The following is a 20,905-nucleotide window of genomic DNA, read 5'->3' as shown; positions in this document are numbered from 1 at the left end:
AATCAGTTCTTGCGCGGAGCAGAGGCGTTGGCGTTCTCTTCCGCATAGTTTTGCGGGAAGGCGAGCGCGCTCGTCGCCGAGGACGGCTTCGCCGGCTTGCCGTCGTCGGCCGCGGATTTATTCGCGGTCCTGGCCGCATCATCGAGCAGCTTCTCGACGCGCACGAGGACGTCGGCACCGCGCTTGGTCAGCACCGGCGGCGGACCCGGCTTGGTCTCCAGCACCTTCGCCGCCGCATTGGCCTGCGCGTTGGAAACATGCTGCGGCGGCAGCTTCTGGCCCATGCCGATGCCGGGGATCTCCCGGACCTCGACGCCCTGATGCGCCGCGAGCATGATGTCGTGCCAGGTCTGCGCCGGCAGCGAGCCGCCGGTCATCCGGTTGGTCGGCGAGTAGTCGTCGTTGCCGTACCAGACCGCGCAGGTGAAGTTGCCGGTGTAGCCGACGAACCAGGCGTCGCGATACGCATTGGTCGTGCCGGTCTTGCCCGCGGTCGGAATGCCATCGAGCGCGGCGCGGCGTGCGGTGCCTTCGCTGACGACGTGGCTCATCATGCCGGCCATGTCGGCGGCAACGGAAGCGGGGATCGCCTGCCGCGGCTTCGGGCCGTCGCGGTCCCAGCGCCAGACGAGGTCGCCGGCACCGGTGCGCACTTCGAGCACCGCATGCGGCGTCACCGCCTTGCCGCGGTTGGGGAAGGTGGCGTAGGCCACGGCATGCTCGAGTACGGTGACTTCGTCCGAACCGATCGGCAGCGACGGCGTGTCGGGCAGCGGCGCCTTGAGACCGAAGCGGCGGGCGACCTCGACGATCTTGGCGCGGCCGATCTTGGCCGGGTTCGGTGCCTTCGGCTGATCCCGCCGGCCGATCTCGATCGACAGCTTCACCGGCACGACGTTGATCGAGCGCGTGATCGCCTGCGTCAGCGTCACCGAGCCGGAATAGGAATGGCCATAATTCTGCGGGCACCAATTGCCGATGCAGACCGGGCCGTCGACCACGATCGAGTTCGGCGTGTAGCCGTTCAGCAGCGCCGTGGTGTAGACGTAGGGCTTGAACGAGGAGCCGGGCTGGCGATAGGCGTCGGTGGCGCGGTTGAACTGGCTGGCGCCGTAGTCGCGGCCGCCGACCATGGCGCGGACGCCGCCGTCGAGATCGGCGACGACGGTCGCCGCCTGCGTCGCGTGATAGTCGCGGCCGAACTGGCGCAGCTGGTTCTCGACCGCGTCCTCTGCTGCCTTCTGCACGTTGGTGTCCATCGCGGTGCGGACCACGAAGACGCGCTCGGTGTACGACTTCGGGAAGGTGTCGACCAGCTTGCGCATCTCGTCGAAGGCGTAGTCGAGATAGTAGTTCGGCGAAGCCTCGTCGCGGCGGTCGACGGCGAAGGCCGGATTGCGGCGGGCGCCGAACACCTGGCCCTCGGTCATGAATCCGGCATCGACGAGGTTGTCGAGCACGACGTTGGCGCGGGCGCGGGCGGCGGGCAGGTTGATGTGGGGGGCGTATTTCGTCGGTGCCTTGAACAGGCCGGCGAGCATCGCAGCTTCCGCCAGCGTCACGTCGCGCGCCGACTTGTTGAAGTAGAAATGCGCCGCGCCGTCGACGCCGAAGGTGCCGCCGCCCATATAGGCGCGGTCGAGATACAGCTTGAGGATCTCGTTCTTGGTCAGGCGCCATTCCAGCCAGATCGCGAGGAAGGCCTCGTTGACCTTGCGCTCGATGGTGCGCTCGTTGCTCAGGAACAGATTCTTGGCGAGCTGCTGGGTGATCGAGGAGCCGCCCTGGCGCACGCCGCCGGCCTGGGCGTTGGTGACGAGCGCGCGCGCGGTGCCGGCGATGTCGATGCCGAAATGCTCGTAGAAGCGGCGGTCCTCGGTCGCCAGCGTCGCCTTGATCAGGACATCGGGAAAGTCTTCCAGCGGGATCGAATCGTTGTGCTTGATGCCGCGGCTGCCGATCGGATTGCCGTAGCGGTCGAGGAAGCTCACCGCGAGATCGGACTTCTTCAGCCAGTCCTCGTCCGCGGTTTCGCGGAAGGCGGGGATGGCGAGGGTGAGCATCACGACCATGCCGCCAAGCCCGAGCGTCGCGGCCTCCGACAATGGCTCGATGAACACCCAGCGCTTCCAGCGCCCGACATAGAACCGGTCCATGAAGGTCGAGTAGCGCTCGTAGAGCTCGCGGATGCCCTTGGCCGAGGAGAACAGCGAGGAGTCGATACGCGCATCGAGGTCGAGGAAGAAATTCCGGACCCTCTGCTTCCAATGCGGTGGTATGATCTGTCGCACCTAGAACCCTTGAGGCTTGCTTCGAGCGTTCAAGCACCCGGCCGGGGCGGCATCGAGACGTCTTGGAGGAATGTTGCGGCAAACCCAAGGCGCCCGGGCAGCATCCGAGGGACTTGCTGTTCCTTCTAGCCGAGCGGGGCCCATAAACCAATGGTCACGCTCGCGATTTTGAACAACAGGCCTAACTGACCCCGGGTCATTACGGGCTTCGGAGAGGCCTCGCTTGCACCCTTGCGGCCGTGCCCCCTAGATGGCGTCGCCGTAGCTCTTTCGAATTTTTGTTGAGGCGCATGACCGCAGCTCCCAAACGACCCTCAGGCCAGGAAGAATTCTTCTGGAAAACCAAGACGTTGGAAGAGATGTCGGGGGCCGAATGGGAAAGCCTGTGCGACGGCTGCGGCCGCTGCTGCCTGAACAAGCTCGAAGACGAGGACACCGGCCGGATCTACTTCACCCATGTCGGCTGCAAGCTGCTCGACGGGGCGAGCTGCGCCTGCAAGGACTATCCGAATCGTTCCGACAAGGTTCCGGATTGCGTCCGCCTGACCCCGGCCAATGTCCGCACCCTGAATTGGCTGCCGCCGAGCTGCGGCTACAAGCTCGTCGCCGAGGGGCGCGACCTCTATTGGTGGCATCCGCTGGTTTCGGGCGATCCCAACACCGTGCACGAAGCCGGCGTCTCCGTGCGCGGCCGCGTCGAGGGAAGCGAGGAGGAGATTCCGGACGAGGAGCTCGAGAACCACATCGTCCAGTGGCCGGCCGTGCTGCCGAAACGGGCCCGTCTGAAGCGACGCCCAAGGGACTGACAAGGGACTGATCCGCCGCTCCTTGAGATCACGTGTTCGGGATGGCCCTGCGATGGGATGCACCCATGCGCCGTGGTGCCTGCCTGGGAAGAACTTTGCTGTCTACATTGGATTGCATAGAACGAATCCTTCGCGGCGTTGCGCCGCCACATGACGTCCGACGAGATGAACAAAATCGAACGGCAGAGTGCTGCCGACGTCCAGACATTGCCTGACGACATTGCCGACGAGCTGTCCCGCCTTCCCAGCGAGGTGTTGAGCGTCGATGACGCGCCGTCCATCGCTCCGCCGGTGCCGCTGACCTCCGACGAGGTCCGCACCATCGTCATCAGCCTGATGCTGACGATGTTCCTGGCAGCGCTCGACCAGACCATCGTGGCGACCGCGCTGCCGACCATCGGGCGACAGTTCCAGGACGTCTCGAATCTCTCCTGGGTGATCACAGCCTATCTGCTCGCCTCGACCGCGGTTGCGCCGGTGTTCGGCACGCTCAGCGACATCTACGGTCGTCGCGTCATGATCATCATCTCGCTCAGCCTGTTCGTCGCGGGCTCGGTGCTGTGCGCGATCGCCCCGAACATGCCGATGCTGATCCTGGCGCGCGGCCTCCAGGGCCTCGGCGGCGGCGGCATCATGCCCGTGGTGCAGACCGTGATCTCCGACGTGGTGAGCCCACGCGAGCGCGGGCAATACCAGGCCTATTTCTCCAGCGTCTGGATGGTCGGCGGCATTCTTGGCCCGGTCATCGGCGGCGTGTTCGCCGAGCATCTGCACTGGTCGATGATCTTCTGGATCAATCTGCCGCTCTCGGCTGCCGCGATCGCGCTTCTGCTGCCGAAGATGAAGAAGATCCCGGTGTTCCACCGCAAGCGCAAGGTCGATTGGCTCGGCGGCGTGTTGCTGATGGCCTCCGCCGTCGTCTTCATGCTGGTGCTGACCTGGGGCGGCACGCGCTATCCGTGGCTGTCGCCGACCGTGCTCGCGATGGTCGGTGGCGCGGTCGCGCTCGTTGTCAGCTTCGTCTGGCACGCCCGACGCGCCGACGAGCCGTTCCTGCCGCTGCCGCTGCTCGGCGGAAGCGTCGTGCCATTCGGGCTGATGGCAGGCGGTTGCGCGCTCGGCGCGATCACGGGCCTCACGGTCCAGCTGCCGCTCTATTACGAATCCGTCTATCATCTCACCGCCAGCGAGGCGGGGCTTGCGCTGATCCCGCTCGCGGCGGTCTCGACCATCGGTGCGGCCGTCGCCGGGCGCACGATGGCTCGGGCCAAGCATTACAAGCGCGTCGCCATCATCGGCACGTCCTGGGCCGCGCTGTGCGGCCTCGGTCTCACGCTGACGACGCTGCCGCTCTGGGGCCTTTTGACGCTGATGGCTGCGTTCGCGCTCGGCCTCGGCACCACCTTTCCGGTCTGCGTGGTCTCGGTGCAGAATTCGGTCGCGCGGCCGCAGGTCGGCACCATCACCGGCGCCTTGAACTTCTTCCGCTCGCTGATGTCCTCGTTCACGGTCGCAGCTTTCGCAGCCATCCTGCTGATCGCGCTGGGTGCCGACATCCCGCTCGCCGGCGAGCATCATGCCGCCGGCGTCGTCAATGCCATTCCCGCCGAGGACATGCGGCATGCGTTCCGTTACGTCTTCGGCGCCGCTACCGCGCTGATGACCGGCGCTGCGCTCTGCCTGATTGCATTGGAGGAGCGGCCACTGGCTGGTCCTTCGGTGAAGCAATCCGTCGAGATGGCGGAGTAGTGGCCTAGCCGCCTGTCTCCGTAAAACCGCTCTTCCGCGGTAGCAGAATCGTAAATTCGGTGAACTCGCCGGGCTTCGTCGCGACGTCGATCGTGCCGCCGTGCTGCTTCACCACGATGTCGTGGCTCATCGACAGCCCGAGGCCGGTGCCTTCGCCGGCCGGCTTGGTGGTGAAGAACGGATTGAACATCTTCTCCTTCACATCGTCCGGAATGCCGGTGCCGTTGTCGCGGATGCGGATCTCGACGCTGTCGCCGCGGTCGCGCGTCGCGGCAAGCACCACCGGCGCGTAGTCGGCGGCGCCGTCCGCCCTGCGCTTTGCGACCGCATGGAAGCCGTTCGAGATCAGGTTCAGCAGCACCCGGGTGATCTCCTGCGGAAACACTTCGGCTTGTCCGGCCGCGGGATCGAGCGCGCGCTCCAGCGTCACGGTGAACCCGGGCTTCTCGGCGCGTGCACCGTGATAGGCGAGGTTGAGGCTTTCCTCGACCAGCGCGTTGATGTCGCTCAACCCATGCTCGCCGCCGCCTTCGCGCGAATGCCGCAGCATGTTCTTGACGATTGAATCGGCGCGGCGGCCATGCTGCACGACCTTCGCCAGATTGTCCTTCAGGAGGCCCGTCAGCTCGTCGACGTCCGCGCGCACCTCCTCGGCGAGCGATACCGGCGCAAGCACATCGTTCAGCTCCTCGGTCAGCTCGGCAGACAGCGAGGCGAAATTGTTGACGAAGTTGAGCGGGTTCTTGATCTCGTGCGCGATGCCCGCGGTGAGCTGGCCGAGGGATGCAAGCTTCTCGGTCTGAATCAGCCGGTCCTGCGCGGCGCGCAGATCGTCGAGCGATCTGGCGAGCTCGCTTGTGCGGTCCTGCACCTCGTTGAACAGGCGCGTGTTCTCGACCGCGATCACCGCCTGATCGGCAAAGGTCTTGAGCAGGTTGATCGCCTTGTCAGGGAAATGACCGGGGTCCGGCCGCGTGACGGCGATGGTGCCGATCGCGACGCCGTCGCGCAGCATCGGCACCACCAGGATGCTGCGGTAACCTCGCGTTCGCGCCAGTTCCTTCATGGCCTCGGTGAGTCCGGGTTCGCTCTGCATGTCGCTGCGGAAGGCATATTGTCCGCTTTGGGCTACCCGGCTGTGAATGCCCGAGCTCGACAGCGGCGCCGGGAAGGAGCTGAGCAGATCGGCGTTGCCGGCTTCATTGTCGGTGGTGAAGGCCGCCAGATGCAGCATGCCGTCGATGACGCGGGTGACGGTCGAGGAGTGCCCGCCGATCAGCGCCTTGGCGCTGTCGGAGATGGCCTGGAACACCGGCGTGACGTCTGATGGTGAGGCCGCGATCACCTTGAGGATATCGGCGGTCGCGGTCTGACGTTCCAGCGCTTCCCTGGTCGCGTTGAACAGGCTGACATTCTTGATCGCGATCACCGCCTGGTCGGCGAAAGTCTGGAGCAGCCGCACATGATGCTCGGCGAAGCTGCCAGTCGCACGGCGCGTGGCGATGATGATGCCGATGGCTTCGCCCTCGCTCATCAGCGGGGTAAACAGCATGCTGCGATAGCCCCGCGCACGCGCGATGTCGCGTGCGGCCGGCTCGAGCTCGGTGTCGGGCAATTGCGCGGCGGCACCATTGGCAACGAGCTGATAGGGCGGGAATTGTGCGAACGGCACCGGGAACGAGGCCTGGAGCACGCGGTCGCCGGCCGGATCGGTCGGCGTGAATGCCGCAAGGTGGGCGGCGCCGTCGATGTAACGCAGCACCGCGGTGGAGAAGCCTCCGATCAGCCGGTTGGCATTGATGGCGATCGCCTCGAATACCGGCTGCACGTCGGACGGCGAGCCCGCCATCACCTTCAGGATGTCCGCGGTGGCGGTCTGGCGTTCGAGTGTCTCCTTCGTCTCGTTGAACAGTCGCGCATTCTCGATCGCGATCACCGCCTGGTCGGCAAAGGTCTGGAGCAGCTGTACGAGATCGGGCGCGAATGCGCCTGTTACAGCCCGCGTGACGCTGATCATGCCGACCGGCGCGCCCCGGTTCATCAGCGGCATGAACAGTACGCTGCGAAAGCCGCGCAGCCGCGCCAACTCCCGGTTCAGCTCCGGAACGTCGGCGGCCTCGCTGTCCGGAAACTGGATCGTCTCGCCGTCGCGCACCAGCGCAAAGGTCGGGAAGTCCGCGATCTTGCGCGGGAACGCGGCCCTCAGCCCCTCGTCCGCCTTCGGGCTGGTCGGCGTGAACGCCACGAGGTGCAGCTCGTCGCCGATGAACTGGAGCACGGTGGCGGAGAAGCCGCCGAGCAGGCGCTTCGAACTGGACGCGATCGCCGCGAAAACCGGTCGCGCGTCGGAGGGCGAGGCCGCGATGGTGCGCAGGATCTCGGCGCTGGCGCCCTGGCGATCCCGCGCAATCGCAAGCTCGCCGCGCAGCTGCGCGTTCTCGGCTGCGACCGACTGCAATCGGCGCTCGAGTTCCTCGATTTCATCGGAAGGGGTGGTCATTTCTAATCCGGCTCGATGCCACGACAGGCGTGACACCTCGGCGGATTATCACATCTTCCGCGGCCGGTGCCAGCGCTTGCGGTTCAAGCCCGGCCCGTCTCACGTGCCTGGCCGCGACACCTCCGTCTCCTTGCTGGTGATGAACTCCAGCAGCACCGGGATGCCTTCCCTTGTCTTCTGGATGCCCCGCTTGATCGCGGGCACGATGTCCTCCGGCCTGGTCACCCGCTCGCCATAGCCGCCGAAGGCGCGCGCCATCGCGGCGTAGTCGCCGGAAATGTCGGTCGAGCGATACTTTTCGGTCGAGACCGGCATCACCTTCAGTTCGATCGCCATCGAGAAATTGTTGAGCAGGATCGACATGATCGGGATGCGCTCGCGCACCGCCGTCTCGAAATCCATGCCCGTGAAGCCGATGGCCGCATCGCCCCAGACATTGATGCAGAGTTTGTCGGGCCTTGCGAGCTTGGCGCCCATCGCCAGTCCAAGGCCGTAGCCGAGCTGCGTCGTCTTGCCCCAGCCGAGATAGGTGAGGGGCGCGACCGCTTTCCAGAACGGAGAAAGCTGGTCGCGCGGACTGCCGGCATCGTGGGTGATGATGGTGTTCTCGACGTCGACGGTGTGCTGGAGGTCCCACAACACGCGGTACGGGCTCAACGGTGCGTCGTTGCTGGTCAGCTTCGGCATCCATTTCGCCAGCCACTCCTTGTGATAGGCCGCGATCTCGGCCGCGACCGCCGAGGCTTCGCGATCCGTGGTGACGCTCTTGCCGATCTCCTCCAGCAGCGCGTCGAGCACGAGGGCGGCGTCGCCGACGAGGCCGATCTTCGCTTCCACGTCCTTGTTGAGATGATTGGGATCGAGCGTGGAGTGAATGATGGCTTTGCCCTTCGGCATCGCGATGCCGAAATTGGTCTCGGTGAAGGAGCAGCCGATGCCGAAGATGACGTCGGCCTCGCTCAGGAACTTCGGAACCGCGCGCGGCACCGCAAGGCCGCCGGAGCCGAGCGAGAGCGGATGCGTTTCCGGAAACGACGACTTGCCTCCGAGGCTGGTGGTGACGGGGATCGCCAGCCGCTCGGCGAGCCGTTTCAGTTGCGGCCAGGCCTGCGCGTAATGCACGCCTTGGCCGGCATAGATGACCGGCCGCTTCGCGTTGACCAGAAGACTGGCCGCTTCCTTCACATGCACGGGGTCGGCGCCGTAGCGGGTGCGCAGCACTGGCGTGTAGTCGAGCGGCTCCGGCACTTCCTCGTTCCACATGTCCGAGGGGATCTCGACGATCACCGGCCCGCCGCGGCCGTTCTTCAGCTTGGTGAAGGCGCGGCGGAAGATGTTGGCGACTTCCGCCGCCAGGATGATCGGCTCGGACGATTTCGAAAACGGCTTCATCGCCTCGCTGGAATTGAAGTTCGGCTCGACATGCGAAAGCCTGCGCTGATAGCCCATCGGCAGCACCAGCACCGGCACGGACTCGCCGAAGCACTGGGCGACGCCGCCCATCGCATTCTCCGCGCCGGGCCCGTGCTGCATGCAGAACGCGCCGATGCTGCGCCCCGACGTGACCCGCGAGATCGCATCCGCCATGTGGATGCCGACGCGCTCCTGCCGCACCATGACAGGGCGGATCTCGACTTTCGCCGCGTGCTCGATCAGATGGTTGACCGGATAGCCGCAGAGGATCTCGATCCCCTCGCGCCTCATGATTTCCGCGATCGCAGTCCCGAGCTTCATGGCGTCTCTCTCCCTGGGGGCATGGCCGGTTGGTCCCGGCCGATTGGAGAGAGAGGATCAGGAATTACGTGAGGCGTAAAGCGCGCACGGCTGGTGCGGCGGTAGGCCAGCTATGCGCCGCGGGCGTGCACTGGATTTGGCTGGCGATAGTGGCCGCAGCTGCTCGCCGTCGGTCGCGCGCACTGCAGCAGGCGCGAGGCAGCAACCAGATCCGGCGTCTCGAAGCCCTCGGCGAAGCTTTCATAGATCGGGGCGAGCAGTCGGACAGCCTTGATCCTGCGGCCGGTCCCGATCCAGTGTGCGGCGAGATCGGTGGCGATGCGCAACTCGAATGTTGCCGCTCCAATGGCGCGTGCTTCGGCGAGTGCCTGTTGTAGCCGCTTTTCAGCGCGCAGCGGCTCGCCGGCGTGGAGAAGGACCGCTGCGTCGACCCGTTGAAGCTCCGACCGGCACCAGCGCTCGCCTTGACGTTCCTGATGGCCGATCGCCCGCGTGATGGCCTCGCGCGCCTCCGCGATCCGCCCTTGCCGCAAATAGGCGCGGGCGAGGACCGCGAGATAGCTGCCGATCCGCATCAGGAAGCGACATTCGATCAATTCTTCGATCGCGGCCCGAATATCCTCCACTGCGCGCCGATCGCCATGCAGGTCGCGAAGGCAGGCGGAGAAATAGCGCTCGACCGGAACCCAGCGCGAGATGCGCTCACGTTCCAGGTTGCGACGCAGACGCTCGGTGAAGCTCGCGAGCGCGTCCAGATTGCCGGTTTCGAGCGCGACAGGAAGCGCGGCGAGCCCGAGCGCATTCGACTGCGATACCCAATGGCCACTGCGATCCGCGGCCTCGACGGCGTCGCGGGCGAGCTTCGCAGCGTAGTCGGCTTGCCCCTGCATCCACGCCACGAACGGCAGGTTGAAGCGGACGGTGATGAACCGGTAGACTTCGTTCGCATCCTCGCGTGAACGGCCCTTGGCCAGCGAATAGGTTGCCGCGAGACGATCTAGAACTGCGCGGCTCTTGCTCAATTCTCCGGCAAAGGCGCAGGCCCATGCCAGTGCGCGGTCGGCTTCGGAGGTTGCCGTCAAATCGCGGTCGCGGTCGGCTAGCTCCGTGGCCTCCTCGAGATAGGTTATGGCGCGCGGGACCTGGCCAATCTGCAGCAGGTAGAAGGCAAAACCGACCAGCGCGCGCTGCTGATACTCGATGTTGCCGGCGCTCCTTGCAAAGGCGATGGCATCGAGCCAGGCGACCTCGTTCTCATTCGACATCTTGCGGGCGTAGAACAGGCTCCTTCCAAGGGCGCAGGCGAGCTTTGCCTTCAACAGATCGTCGCACGAGACGGTCTCGGCCAGGGCGAGCGCCTCCTCCAGCCGCGCCTGCGCTTCCGACAGGATGGAGGTTTCCGACCACAGGGTGATCGCTGCAACCGTGAGCCTGATTCCGAGGACAGGATCGCCGTCCTCGCCGAATGCCCATGAAAGAGCGGCGCGCAGATCGGCGATGCGACCAAGGTAGCGCTGTGTCCAATCGGCCGGCTCGCGCCAGTTCCATTCCTCCTCGGATTGTTCGAACAGCGCGAGGACGCGTTGCGCATGGCGGGGCAGCGCCTGGCCGCAGGCAGGATCGGCCCGTCGCCGCTCGGCGGCATAGCGCCGCGTGCTGTCGAGCAATCGGTAGCGCAGGCTTGCACCCTGGGCCTGCGCGCTCAAAAGCGATTTGGCGACGAGACTGCCGAGTCCGGTGACGACGTCGACCGGCGTAAGCCCTGCCGCCTCGGCGACGAAGACCGCGTCCTCAACCTCGAAGGCGTCGCTGAACACCGACAGCAGGCCGAACAGTCTGGCTTCCCTCTGCGACAGCAGCCTGAAGCTCCAGTCGATCGTCGCCATCAGGGTTTCCTGGCGCGGTGGCGCGCCATCGGCGGCGGGGGCGCGAAAACCCAGATTGTGGTCGAGGATTGCCACCAATTCGCGAGGATTGAACCTGCCGATCTGGGCTGCCGCCAACTCGATGGCAAGCGGAATGCCGCCGAGTGAGTGGCAGATCCAGGCGATGGCCTCGCAATCACGATCGACGAACTGGTAGTCCGACCATTCGGCGGCGCGGCGAACGAACAACTGCACCGCGGGAAATCTGACGGCCTGATCGACGGTCGGGGCATAGCCGGATTTCGGTGAGGCCAGCGAACCCAGCCGGACGACATGCTCGGTGGCGTTGCCGAGCGGCTCGCGGCTCGTGGCAAGCAACCTGGAAGACGATGTGTCTGCCATGAACCGGCCCGCGAAGATCGTCGCGGCGGGTAGCACATGCTCGCAATTGTCGAGAATGAGCAGCATCTGCCGCGGTCTCAAATAGTCGAGGGCCGCAGCCAGACTGTTGTCCGGATTGCCTCTGATGCCCAGCGCCGTCACCAGTGCCGCGCCGAACAGCGTCGGATCGGAGATCGTGGCGAGATCGACGAAGCAGACGCCGTCGCGACACCGTGGCGCAAGTGCCTGGGCGACCGCCAGGCCAACCGTCGTCTTGCCGATTCCTCCGGCGCCAGCCAGGGTCACGTGCCTGTTGTCGGCCAGCAGGCCGGCGATCTCGACGACCTCTGCTTCACGACCAACGATGCCGCGCGGCAACGGCGGATTGGACAACGGGAGCGGTTCGGCGAACGCCAGATCATCCTCGATCTCGCCGATGCTGATTTGCACCTCGGCGATGAACTTGTACCCGCGGCGCGCCACGGTCGCGATGTAGACGGGTTCGATCTGGGTATCTCCCAGCGAACGCCGCAAGCTCCACATGTTGACCTTGAGATTGCTGTCGTGGAGGAAGGTCCCCGGCCAGGCCGCGGCCATCAGCTCATTCTTGCTGACGAGTTCGCCGCAGCGCTGCACCAGCACTTGCAAGAGTTCGAATGCGCGCCCGCCCAGTTTGACCGGGCGTCCGTCGAGAAGGAGCAACTGGCGGCGGGGAACCAGTCTGAATGGGCCGAAGCAGTATGTGAGCTCCCGTCGGAGTGTGGCCCGTTGCCGTGTCTCCGTGGCAGCCCGCATTGATCCATGCCAATCGATCGAACAGATCGTCTGCCATTATCATGCACTGCAAACTGGTTGAAGAGAGTCGTTCTGAATTCGCACGATCGTCGCGGGCATCTGCCGCGGGATTGCTGCGACAAAATCGCTCATGCGCCGGCCGGAAGGTGCCGGCGCGCGGAACGGATTCTCGACCGAACTCGCTATTTTCGGTGTTTGCCAAGAACCGCCATGCGCATGACTTCGACGCCGCCATCGGCAAGTTCCGGTAGCTTGGCGAACCAGTCTTTCACATAGGGCATCGCGTTGTGCGCGTCGAAATCGGTCTGGCTGGCGAAGACCTCGTAGAAGATGAAGTGACCGGGCCTGGCGCGGTCTTCCTGAAGGAAATAGACCAGGTTCTTGGGATCGCCGCGAACCAGGTCGATCAGCGGCAGTGTGGCGGCGCGCAACGCGTCTTCCTTCCCGGGCTTGGCCCTCACCTGCGCCACCACCGAATATGCGCCATCCGGAATCTCCTGATAGCGCACGCGCGGCGCTTCCTCGGCGACCGCGGACGGCGCCGTCATGGCCATCGAGGCGGCGGACAGCAGGACGCAAAGCGAATTGCGGACGAGACTTTGCATGATGAGCTCCTTTAGATGTGATCGTGAGTGCGAGGCGGCCAGGTCACCGGCACTGACCGGTCGCGCGCCACGCTTGAGGCGTCAGCGCACGACTTTTTGCTGCCGCTTTGCCAGGGCCTCGCTGAAGCGCCTCTTGACCGGGTCGAGCGCTTTGACGAATTCGAGTTGCTCGCCCTCGGGACCCTTGCAATAGATCAGCTCCCAACCGTTCGAAGGCTCCGCCGTCACGCGGTTCGTGTTGGCGCTGCGTGGAGCCGCCTTGCGGTCCGCTTCCGTCATGACGCGGATGGTGCGGTTCGCTCTCACCTGTGTCATGCCGCGGCGCGCGGACTCGGCTTCGAGGTCGGCGATGAACTTGTTGAAGTCGACGTCGTCGCGGACGTAGAAGCAGATGTGCATCATGCGCGGGAAAGCCGGGCTCATGTGCTCCAGCGGTTCGGCAAAGCTCTTCGCGCCGCCCATGGGCTGATCGGCCTCGCGATATTGCAGCAGTTCGAGCACCATGTTGTCGAACTGGATGAAGCGGACATCGAGCCGCTGTGCTCCGCTTCGCAGGTCGGGAACGCCGATCGTCCGCGGATTGACCCCGCGTGCGTTCGCCTCGATCTCCTGGTCGGCCAGCAGCGTGTTCTGCACCCCGTCGCCCTGGAAGTCGCCATGACGAAAGACCTCGGTGCCGCCGAGCACCTCCGTATAGAACTCGTAAGCCCGCTCCATGTTCTGGACCGTCAACCCGAAATGCTGGACGCCCTGCAGCCGCGCGCCGAGCGGCGCCTCGTTGCGCTCGGCTGGGGACATGCCGTCCGGCGCCGCGGACGCGGCTGACGGCATGCTGCCGACCGCAAGACCGGTGATCATCGCGGCGCCTGCCGTGCGAAGCAGGTTGCGGCGTTCGATTTCGGCAATGTTGCACGTCTCATCGGTCATTCTCGTCTCCTCGGTCTATGGGTGATGTCATGTGCCGGTCAGCCGGCGTCCGGAAGCGGAGCAGCCGGATTGACGAGACCGGCCGATCGAAGTTCGCGCCAGAAATCGCCGGGTATTGATTGGTCAAGGGCCGCGCGGTCCTCGGCGATGCGGCCGGGCCGGCTCGCCCCGGGGATCACGGCGGCGACCACCGGGTTTGCCAGCGCGAACTGCAGGCCTGCGGCCTTCATGCTGATGCCATAGCGATCGGCGATCGCCCTGATCCGCGCCACCTTGTCGAGGATTTCCGGAGGGGCTGGCGCATACTCGAAGTTCGGACCGCCGACGAGCGCGCCCGAACTGTAGGGTCCGCCGACGACGATCGCGAGCTCATGCTCCGCAACCATCGGCATCACCCGCTGAAGCGCCCTCGCATGGTCCAGCAGCGTGTAGCGGCCCGCGAGCAGGAAGCCGTCGGGGCGCGGCTCTTCGAGCGCGAGCAGCAGCTCGATCGGCTCCACCCGGTTGACACCCAGCCCCCATGCCTTGATCACGCCCTCGTCGCGCAGCCGGTCGAGCGTCCTGAACGCGCCCTTGCGCGCACTCTCGAAGATCGACAGCCACTCGTCTCCGTAAAAATCCTGCGCAACGTCATGCACAAAGGCGATATCGATATGGTCAGTGCCCAGCCGCTTCAGGCTGTCCTCGATCGAGCGCAACGTCCCGTCCCGGGAATAGTCGTTCACGATCCTGTTCGGACGACCATGTTTGAAGACGCCGCCTTTCTCGCCGAGATCGCGGGCACTGACATCCTCGACCTCGTCCAGGATCAGGCGCCCGACCTTGGTGCTGATCACGTACTCCTCACGCGGCCGGCCGGCGAGCGCTGCACCCATGCGGATCTCGGCGAGACCTGCGCCATAGAAGGGCGCGGTGTCGAAATAGCGGATGCCGTCGTCCCAGGCGGCATTCACCGTCGCGAGGGCTTCCCGCTCAGGGATGTCACGAAACATGTTGCCGAGCGGCGCCGCGCCGAAGCCCAGTCTTCCCGGCAGAATATCCTTGAGAGCCATGCTGCATATCCTTCGCTGGTAACGGACGGGACCATCGTCGGCGACCGCGGCAACGTCGACCTCGACGATCACACGTTCGGTCTTCGTCACATCGATCCGGCAGGACTGCCGTTCGATGGAGCATCAATGGCTCATCCGGCCATTGCGGTATTTCCGATTCCTGCGCGATGACCGACGCATCTTGCTGATCGGGACTGGGTCAGCCGCTCGAGCCAATCGAGCGTATCGTTCAAGCCTTTGCTTTGGCTGCCTTTTACCTCTTTTAACCGCGCCGGCTCTGGACTTCGCTACTGCGCCTTGTGAGAAATCCGCATCGGCGTGGCAGCGACCGGGGCTGCAACTCACCACCGGATGGAATGATCGCTCGTTCGCGATACGGGGCCGGGATTCGCCGCAACTGAAGCGGAGGTCATGATGGCGCTCGTGACGCATGGAGACCAGAAATACAGGAACAGCGAGAAGCTCGCGGCGGCCAGCGATTGGCCGGGACTGAGTATCGAGCATCGCAAGTTCGAGGCGGGATGTCAGGCAACGCCCGTTCCCATCTGCACCGAGCTCGTCATGCTGCTGTCAGGGGGCGGGATGGTGTGCCGCGCCGGCAACGGTGAGGTCCAGAAGAGCCTGGCGCGGCCGGGGATGAGCTACCTCGTGCCCGTGGGGACGCAGGAGAGCCATCTCGAGCTTTCCGACCGGATGGAATGTCTGCATCTCTATCTGCCGCCGGCGCTGCTCGACCACAGTGCCCTCGCGGATTTCGATATCGACCCGGCAAAGATCGAGATCGCCTACGCCCACGGTCTGGCGGACCAGGTGCTCTTCCACATCTGTTCGCCGCTTCGCGACCTGCTCCATCGCCCGCGCCAGCCGACCGACGCGCTGTTCGTCGAAGGGATCCAGGTCGCGCTCGCGGCACATCTTCTGGGAAATTATACGATCGAGCGCTGGCGCGCGCCCGAACGGTCGCCGTCGCTTGAGCCGCGGCGTCTTCAGCGCGTGCTGGACTATATCGAGGCCTCTCTTGGCGGCGACATCAGGCTCGAGGATCTGGCGGCGCAGGCCTGCCTCAGCCCCTATCATTTCTCACGGTTGTTTCGTGAAGCAACCGGACTGTCACCGCACCGCTACGTCACCGATCGCCGCGTCCAGGCTGCGCGGCACGAGCTCGCACGCGATCGCCTGTCCCTGGTCGAGATTGCCCTGGAGTTCGGTTTCGGCTCGCAGGCCAATTTCACGCGCGTATTCCGCAAGGCCGCAAGTCTCACGCCGGGGCAATATCGCGAACTGTGCTGCGGCCAGGCGGCTGTGAATGCGGATCGCAACGATACGGCATTCCGCAGGGATTGCGCATGATCCCGCAGGATTCGCGAATACGGCTCAACCTGTATCGTGCAGTGCTGTTACGACGACCAGATACGCGAGGGGATAGACCGACATGATCGAACTCACGGTGAACGGGATCAAGCGCCAGGTCGACGTCGTTCCCGAGATGCCCCTGCTGTGGGTGCTGCGCGACGAGCTCGGCATCACCAGTGCCAAATATGGCTGCGGGGTCGCGCAATGCGGCGCCTGCACCGTTCACATCGACGGCAAGGCGGTGCGGTCCTGCCAGTCGCATATCGGCGAGGTCGCGGGCAAATCGGTCGTCACGCTCGAAGGCCTCGACAACAAGGATCACCACCCGGTCTTGCAGGCCTGGATCGAGCATCAGGTGCCGCAATGCGGCTACTGCCAGACCGGACAGATCATGCAGGCGATCTCGCTGCTCACGAAGATACCCAAACCGACGGACGAGCAGATCAATCAGGTGATGTCGGGAAACCTCTGCCGCTGCGGCACCTATCCGCGCATCCGCGCGGCGATCCATGCGGCCGCGGCCAAGAAAATGGCGGAGAAGTGATATGGGCCATATGCAGGACCTCTCGCGGCGCGCGTTTATCTTCGGCTCCGCCGCGATGGCCGGCGGCATTGCCTTCGGCTCCTATTGCGGTGCTGAAGCAGCCGCACCGGCCGCCGGCGACAATCCCTTGACCGCCGGCCTCGGGCCGAATTCCGTGACGTTCAATCCCTGGGTCGAGATCAGCCCGGACAAGATCACGCTGATCGCACAGCATGCCGACATCGGCCAGGGCGTCGGCTCGGTGCAGCCGATCATGATCGCCGAAGAGATGGACCTCGATCCCGGCCAGTTCGAGATCCGCTTTGCAGAGCCTAGCCCCGCCTATTTCAACACGGGCTTCGCCGACGAGTTCGCACCGTTCGTGGCCGCGGACCAGAGTCCCGCCGCCGAGGAAGCGCGCGCCAAGACGCTCGAATGGCTTCGGGAGTCCGGCCTGCAGATGACCGGTGGATCGAGCACGATCCCGGACACCTATCAGAAGCTGCGTGTGGCCGGCGCGATCGCGCGAGAGACGCTGAAGGCCGCAGCGGCCAAACGTTCGGGCGTCGCGATGGCCGACCTTCGCACGCAATCAGGCCATGTGATCCTGCCCAACGGAAGCAAGATCGCCTATGTCGCACTCGCCGCGGAGGCGTCGAAAATTCCGCCGGTGCTCGATGCGCAGCCGCGCGATCCGTCCAAATGGCGCATGCTCGGCAAGCCGATGATGCGGCTCGACATCCGCTCGAAAGTGATGGGCGAGCTGAAATTCGGCATCGACCAGAAAACGGAGGGCATGCTCTATGCCTCCGTCAAGCTGAACCCCAACAAGGGGCAGCCGCTGAAATCATACGACGCCAGCAAGGCGCGCTCGATGCCGGGTGTCAGGAATATCCTCGAAATCAAGAACGGCGTGGCGGTGATCGCCACGAACAGCTGGTACGCGATGAAGGCGGTCGACGCCATCGCATGCGAGTGGGCGCCTTCAGTCTATCCCGCCGAGCAGGCCGACCATTGGAAGGTGCTGGAATCTTCTTTCAAGCCGGAATTTCTGGGCAAGGAGTGGCGAAAGATCGGCGATATCGACGCCGGCCTGAAGACGGGCAAGCTCGTCGAAGCCGAATATCGCGCACCCTATGTGGGGCATCAGCCGCTCGAGCCACTGAACGGGATCGGCCTCGTCACCGACAAGGGCATGGAGATATGGGTTGGCCATCAGAGCCCGCGCTTCGTGCAATGGGTCGCGGCGACCGCGATCGGCCTCAAGCCGGAACAGATCACCTTTCACAACCAGTGGACCGGCGGAAGTTTTGGTCACCGCCTCGAGTACGAGAACGTCCGCGTTCTCGCAGAGATCGCCAACCAGATGAAGGGCACGCCGATCAAGCTGGTGTTCTCGCGCGAAGAAGATTTCCTCCAGGATATTCCGCGGCAGATTGCCATTGCGCGGCACCGCGGCAGCGTCGACAAGAGCAAGATCGTCGCCGCCGATCTGCAACTGGCCTCGACGACACCGCTCAAGGGACTGCTCGAGCGTTCGGGCACGCCCTCGAAGGATCCCGACGGGCAATTGGCCGCCGGCCTATGGAACGTCTATTACGACATCCCCAATTTCCGGGCCACCAGCTACGAGGCGCAAGGGTTGTCGCCGAGCACGACGTGGCGCTCGGTCGGCGCCTCGACATCGGGCTTCTTCACGGAGAGCTTCATCAACGAATTGATCCACGCGGCCGGTCTCGATCCCATGAAGGCGCGCATCGCGATGTGCACCGTGCCGCACTATCGCAAGGTGCTGGAGACCGTCGCGGAGATGTCGGACTGGAAGGGACCGCTCGGCAACGGCCGAGGACGGGGCGTTGCCTTCGTGGAATCGTTTGGCACGCCGACCGCTGAAGTCGTCGAGGTGACGGCCACGGACCGAGGCATCAGGATCGACAAGGTCTGGGTCGCGGCCGACGTCGGCAAGGTCGTCGATCCCGTCAATTTCGAGAGCCAGGTGCAGGGCGGCGTCGTCTGGGGCCTCGGCCACGCCATCAACTGCGAGCTCACCTACGCCAAGGGCGCGGTGCAGCAGACCAATTACAACCACCATGAAGCCATGCGGATCTATCAATGCCCGGTCATCGAAGTTCGCGGGCTGGAGAACGATCCGAAGGTGAGGGGCATCGGAGAGCCGCCGGTTCCGCCGGCCGCGCCTGCGCTCGCCAATGCGATCTTCGCGGCCACCGGAAAGCGCATCCGCGAAATGCCCTTCAACAAGTTCATCGATTTCGTGTGAGGCGAGCCATGAGGAGATCTCTAATTGCGGTCGTCTTCGCGGCTTCTGCCGTCGCGGCGCTCACCGGGATCGTTGCGGCCAAGGACGAGGCCGCAAAGGACGTGCTGCCGCCCGGCAGTGTCAGCCGCGTCCAGGGACTGGAAGCCTGGAAGCGGATCGAGGCCGTCGTGACCCATTCCCGGTGTGCCAACTGCCATGTCGATGCCAAAGCCATACCCATCTGGACGCCGGCCGGCGAAACCAAGCCGCGCCCGCATGGCATGAACATCCATGGCGGCGAGAGCCGCATCGGCGCGGAGGCGATCCCGTGCTCGACCTGTCACATGACCTCCACCCAGGCAAACGAGCCGGCACCGTCACCGCCGCGCGCCGGTATCGACTGGCAACTCGCGCCGGTAGCTTTCATCTGGTTCGGCAAAAGTGGTGCCGAGATATGCGCGCAGATGAAGGATCCCAAGCGCAATGGCGGCCGCGACGCCGCCGGGCTCGTCGGGCATTTGCGGCACGATGCATCCTTGAACGGCTTCATCCCGCGGGGCTGGGCGCCCGGAGCGGGCCGCTCGACGCCGCCTGGCACCTTCGAAGATCACGTCAAGGACATGGCGATGTGGGGAGCGGCCGGGCAACCCTGTCCGAATTGATGCGTTCGCTGTCTCACTCGGGCTGACCAGTCTCCTATTTGCAGTTCTTGCAAATCGTCAGCTTTCGCCTCAGCGCCTCATCGTCCTGATCGAGCGATTCCTGCCCTGCGGAACTGTTCTTCGCTGCGCGTGACCTCGCGGGCGGCGCGACCAGACTCAAGGCGTCGCGGTCTTCGCTGCCGACGGTGAAGCCATCGTAATCGGCAGCGGGATTCGGCGAGAGCGGTAGTGCGCCGATCACAGGCGTCGAAGTATCCGTGCCGGGCGTCGCCAAGGCTGGATCGCGCTTCGGCCGCGAATTCTTGGCCTTCGAAGGTGGGGGCGATGCAATCGGAGCAAGCGAAACCGGCGGTGCCACCGGAGCCTGCCCCCTCGCGCTATCCTGTGCCCAGAGGCCGACACACACAAGGCCGAGGCCCAAGAACGTCGTGCGTCTCATCCGCATCCTCAAATAGCTTTGTTCAATGATCGATCGCATGCTCATTCGAGCCACGCCGTGTGGAAGAATATCAGGGCTCAAATGACCGTCAAAGTTGACGGAAATAGGGAGCTGGCTCCACCCGGGCCACGATCTCTTGTGTGGCCCGACAGACGAAACACGCCAAAGCTGGGTCAATCGCGGTCCGCAAGATATTCGTATTGACCGAAATTCGGATATGGCGTAAGACCCGAAACATCCCGCCCGCCACAAGGGGCGTTTCGCAATCGTCACGGGACGCGGGCCGGGATGCGGTGGCCGCGACGGCGTCGGCGCGCAAGATTGGCTGCAGGGCGGGAAACCGTGAGCAGCGATCGGCGCGATACGACACGGCGCTGACAGCGTCTTCGTATGGTCTCGACGGTGAGCGCACGCCAGCCGTGGAGGGCCCAGCGAGGATGTGCGCGGACGGAGAAGTCGTGTGGTCCTGACGCCCGGGGTCTGTGCGTCAAGTCATGTGGTGATGCTCACGGCCCAACCGGGCACGCACATCAGCCATCTGCATGGCGACGGGGGCAATAGTGCATCGCTCCCCGAAGGAGAGCACGAAGGACGCCGTTAAAACCATCGCGCAGGGAAGGCCGGGATGCTGGCATCACCTGTCGTCCACCCCGTGCGCGTTCTCATTGCACACGGGACTTCGGGTGCCTGCCGGTGCCCGGCCTTCCTTGCGCCCTCGCTTTCGAGGAGGGCGAAAGCGGACAGCAAGACTCGGGCGAAAGACGCCGCGAGGCCGCGAAGGTATGTCCGGATGAAATGCGAGTCGTTAGAGCGACGTCGTCTCTCCACACTCCGTCATTGCGAGCGGAGCGAAGCAATCCAGAATCTCTCCACGGAAGGATTCTGGATTGCTTCGCCGCAGGGGTTCCTCGCAATGACGATTTCGAGCAGCGCCCGCAATTCCATCTCCGTCACCCAGAGGCGCTC

At 64.8% G+C, this 20,905-nt stretch carries 13 protein-coding genes and 1 pseudogene; 6 read left to right on the top strand and 8 right to left on the bottom strand.

Annotation, left to right across the window (positions count from 1 at the left end):
* Positions 1-2: 2 nt before the first annotated feature.
* Entirely contained in the window at positions 3-2,291 is a 2,289-nt protein-coding gene (locus tag H1B27_RS05285; RefSeq protein ID WP_197965259.1) for a transglycosylase domain-containing protein, read from the bottom strand.
* A 290-nt stretch (positions 2,292-2,581) separates the two neighbouring features.
* On the opposite strand from H1B27_RS05285, the gene H1B27_RS05280 reads away from it, so the two are divergent.
* Complete coding sequence (locus H1B27_RS05280) at positions 2,582-3,097, top strand: YcgN family cysteine cluster protein (protein ID WP_197965258.1); 516 nt, start codon at positions 2,582-2,584, stop codon at positions 3,095-3,097.
* Between the two features lie 165 nt (positions 3,098-3,262).
* Complete coding sequence (locus H1B27_RS05275; protein WP_061878638.1) at positions 3,263-4,846, top strand: MDR family MFS transporter; 1,584 nt, start codon at positions 3,263-3,265, stop codon at positions 4,844-4,846.
* Positions 4,847-4,850: 4 nt separating this feature from the next.
* Here the strand turns inward: H1B27_RS05275 and H1B27_RS05270 are convergent, their stop codons facing one another.
* The 6 genes and pseudogenes from H1B27_RS05270 to H1B27_RS05245 form a co-directional block, all read right to left on the bottom strand.
* On the bottom strand, positions 4,851-7,346 hold the full coding sequence (locus tag H1B27_RS05270) for a GAF domain-containing sensor histidine kinase (protein ID WP_197965257.1): 2,496 nt from the start codon (positions 7,344-7,346) through the stop codon (positions 4,851-4,853).
* A gap of 99 nt (positions 7,347-7,445) precedes the next feature.
* A pseudogene (locus tag H1B27_RS05265) lies at positions 7,446-9,101 on the bottom strand (thiamine pyrophosphate-requiring protein); the annotation flags it as partial.
* 89 nt (positions 9,102-9,190) lie between these two features.
* Positions 9,191-12,121, bottom strand: coding sequence for an ATP-binding protein (locus tag H1B27_RS05260; RefSeq protein ID WP_197965255.1), 2,931 nt, complete (start codon positions 12,119-12,121; stop codon positions 9,191-9,193).
* Between the two features lie 182 nt (positions 12,122-12,303).
* Positions 12,304-12,726, bottom strand: a complete 423-nt coding sequence (locus H1B27_RS05255; protein ID WP_197965254.1) for a putative quinol monooxygenase — start codon at positions 12,724-12,726, stop codon at positions 12,304-12,306.
* Positions 12,727-12,807: 81 nt separating this feature from the next.
* The gene (locus H1B27_RS05250) at positions 12,808-13,653 is read right to left on the bottom strand and encodes a VOC family protein (protein ID WP_197965253.1); all 846 of its coding nucleotides are present in this window, start codon (positions 13,651-13,653) and stop codon (positions 12,808-12,810) included.
* 38 nt (positions 13,654-13,691) lie between these two features.
* A complete protein-coding gene (locus tag H1B27_RS05245; RefSeq protein WP_197965284.1) occupies positions 13,692-14,705 on the bottom strand; it encodes an aldo/keto reductase in 1,014 nt (337 codons plus the stop codon).
* Positions 14,706-15,119: 414 nt separating this feature from the next.
* Between H1B27_RS05245 and H1B27_RS05240 the strand changes: the two genes are divergently transcribed.
* From H1B27_RS05240 to H1B27_RS05225, 4 genes are all read left to right on the top strand, one after another.
* Positions 15,120-16,055 (top strand): helix-turn-helix domain-containing protein, encoded by a 936-nt coding sequence (locus H1B27_RS05240; RefSeq protein WP_197965283.1) that lies wholly within the window; start codon positions 15,120-15,122, stop codon positions 16,053-16,055.
* 82 nt (positions 16,056-16,137) lie between these two features.
* On the top strand, positions 16,138-16,602 hold the full coding sequence (locus H1B27_RS05235) for a (2Fe-2S)-binding protein (protein ID WP_197965252.1): 465 nt from the start codon (positions 16,138-16,140) through the stop codon (positions 16,600-16,602).
* Position 16,603: 1 nt separating this feature from the next.
* The gene (locus H1B27_RS05230; protein WP_197965251.1) at positions 16,604-18,859 is read left to right on the top strand and encodes a xanthine dehydrogenase family protein molybdopterin-binding subunit; all 2,256 of its coding nucleotides are present in this window, start codon (positions 16,604-16,606) and stop codon (positions 18,857-18,859) included.
* Between the two features lie 8 nt (positions 18,860-18,867).
* Positions 18,868-19,500 carry a hypothetical protein gene (locus H1B27_RS05225; protein WP_197965250.1) on the top strand — a complete coding sequence of 211 codons (633 nt, stop codon included), beginning with the start codon at positions 18,868-18,870 and terminating at the stop codon, positions 19,498-19,500.
* Between the two features lie 34 nt (positions 19,501-19,534).
* Here H1B27_RS05225 and H1B27_RS40965 read toward each other — a convergent pair whose 3' ends face one another.
* On the bottom strand, positions 19,535-19,774 hold the full coding sequence (locus H1B27_RS40965) for a hypothetical protein (protein WP_311976926.1): 240 nt from the start codon (positions 19,772-19,774) through the stop codon (positions 19,535-19,537).
* Between the last annotated feature and the right edge of the window lie 1,131 nt (positions 19,775-20,905).

It is taken from the genome of Bradyrhizobium diversitatis, assembly GCF_016031635.1.
Taxonomy (GTDB): Bacteria; Pseudomonadota; Alphaproteobacteria; order Rhizobiales; family Xanthobacteraceae; genus Bradyrhizobium; species Bradyrhizobium diversitatis.
This window is presented reverse-complemented; position numbering and strand designations above follow the sequence as displayed.

What these genes read in the sequence shown, in the direction of transcription:
- H1B27_RS05280 (WP_197965258.1), top strand. Translation starts at nt 2,582, where the DNA reads ATGACCGCAGCTCCCAAACGACCCTCAGGCCAGGAAGAATTCTTCTGG.
- H1B27_RS05275 (WP_061878638.1), top strand. Translation starts at nt 3,263, where the DNA reads ATGAACAAAATCGAACGGCAGAGTGCTGCCGACGTCCAGACATTGCCT.
- H1B27_RS05270 (WP_197965257.1), bottom strand. Translation starts at nt 7,346, where the DNA reads ATGACCACCCCTTCCGATGAAATCGAGGAACTCGAGCGCCGATTGCAG.
- H1B27_RS05260 (WP_197965255.1), bottom strand. Translation starts at nt 12,121, where the DNA reads ATGCGGGCTGCCACGGAGACACGGCAACGGGCCACACTCCGACGGGAG.
- H1B27_RS05255 (WP_197965254.1), bottom strand. Translation starts at nt 12,726, where the DNA reads ATGCAAAGTCTCGTCCGCAATTCGCTTTGCGTCCTGCTGTCCGCCGCC.
- H1B27_RS05250 (WP_197965253.1), bottom strand. Translation starts at nt 13,653, where the DNA reads ATGACCGATGAGACGTGCAACATTGCCGAAATCGAACGCCGCAACCTG.
- H1B27_RS05245 (WP_197965284.1), bottom strand. Translation starts at nt 14,705, where the DNA reads ATGGCTCTCAAGGATATTCTGCCGGGAAGACTGGGCTTCGGCGCGGCG.
- H1B27_RS05240 (WP_197965283.1), top strand. Translation starts at nt 15,120, where the DNA reads ATGGCGCTCGTGACGCATGGAGACCAGAAATACAGGAACAGCGAGAAG.
- H1B27_RS05235 (WP_197965252.1), top strand. Translation starts at nt 16,138, where the DNA reads ATGATCGAACTCACGGTGAACGGGATCAAGCGCCAGGTCGACGTCGTT.
- H1B27_RS05230 (WP_197965251.1), top strand. Translation starts at nt 16,604, where the DNA reads ATGGGCCATATGCAGGACCTCTCGCGGCGCGCGTTTATCTTCGGCTCC.
- H1B27_RS05225 (WP_197965250.1), top strand. Translation starts at nt 18,868, where the DNA reads ATGAGGAGATCTCTAATTGCGGTCGTCTTCGCGGCTTCTGCCGTCGCG.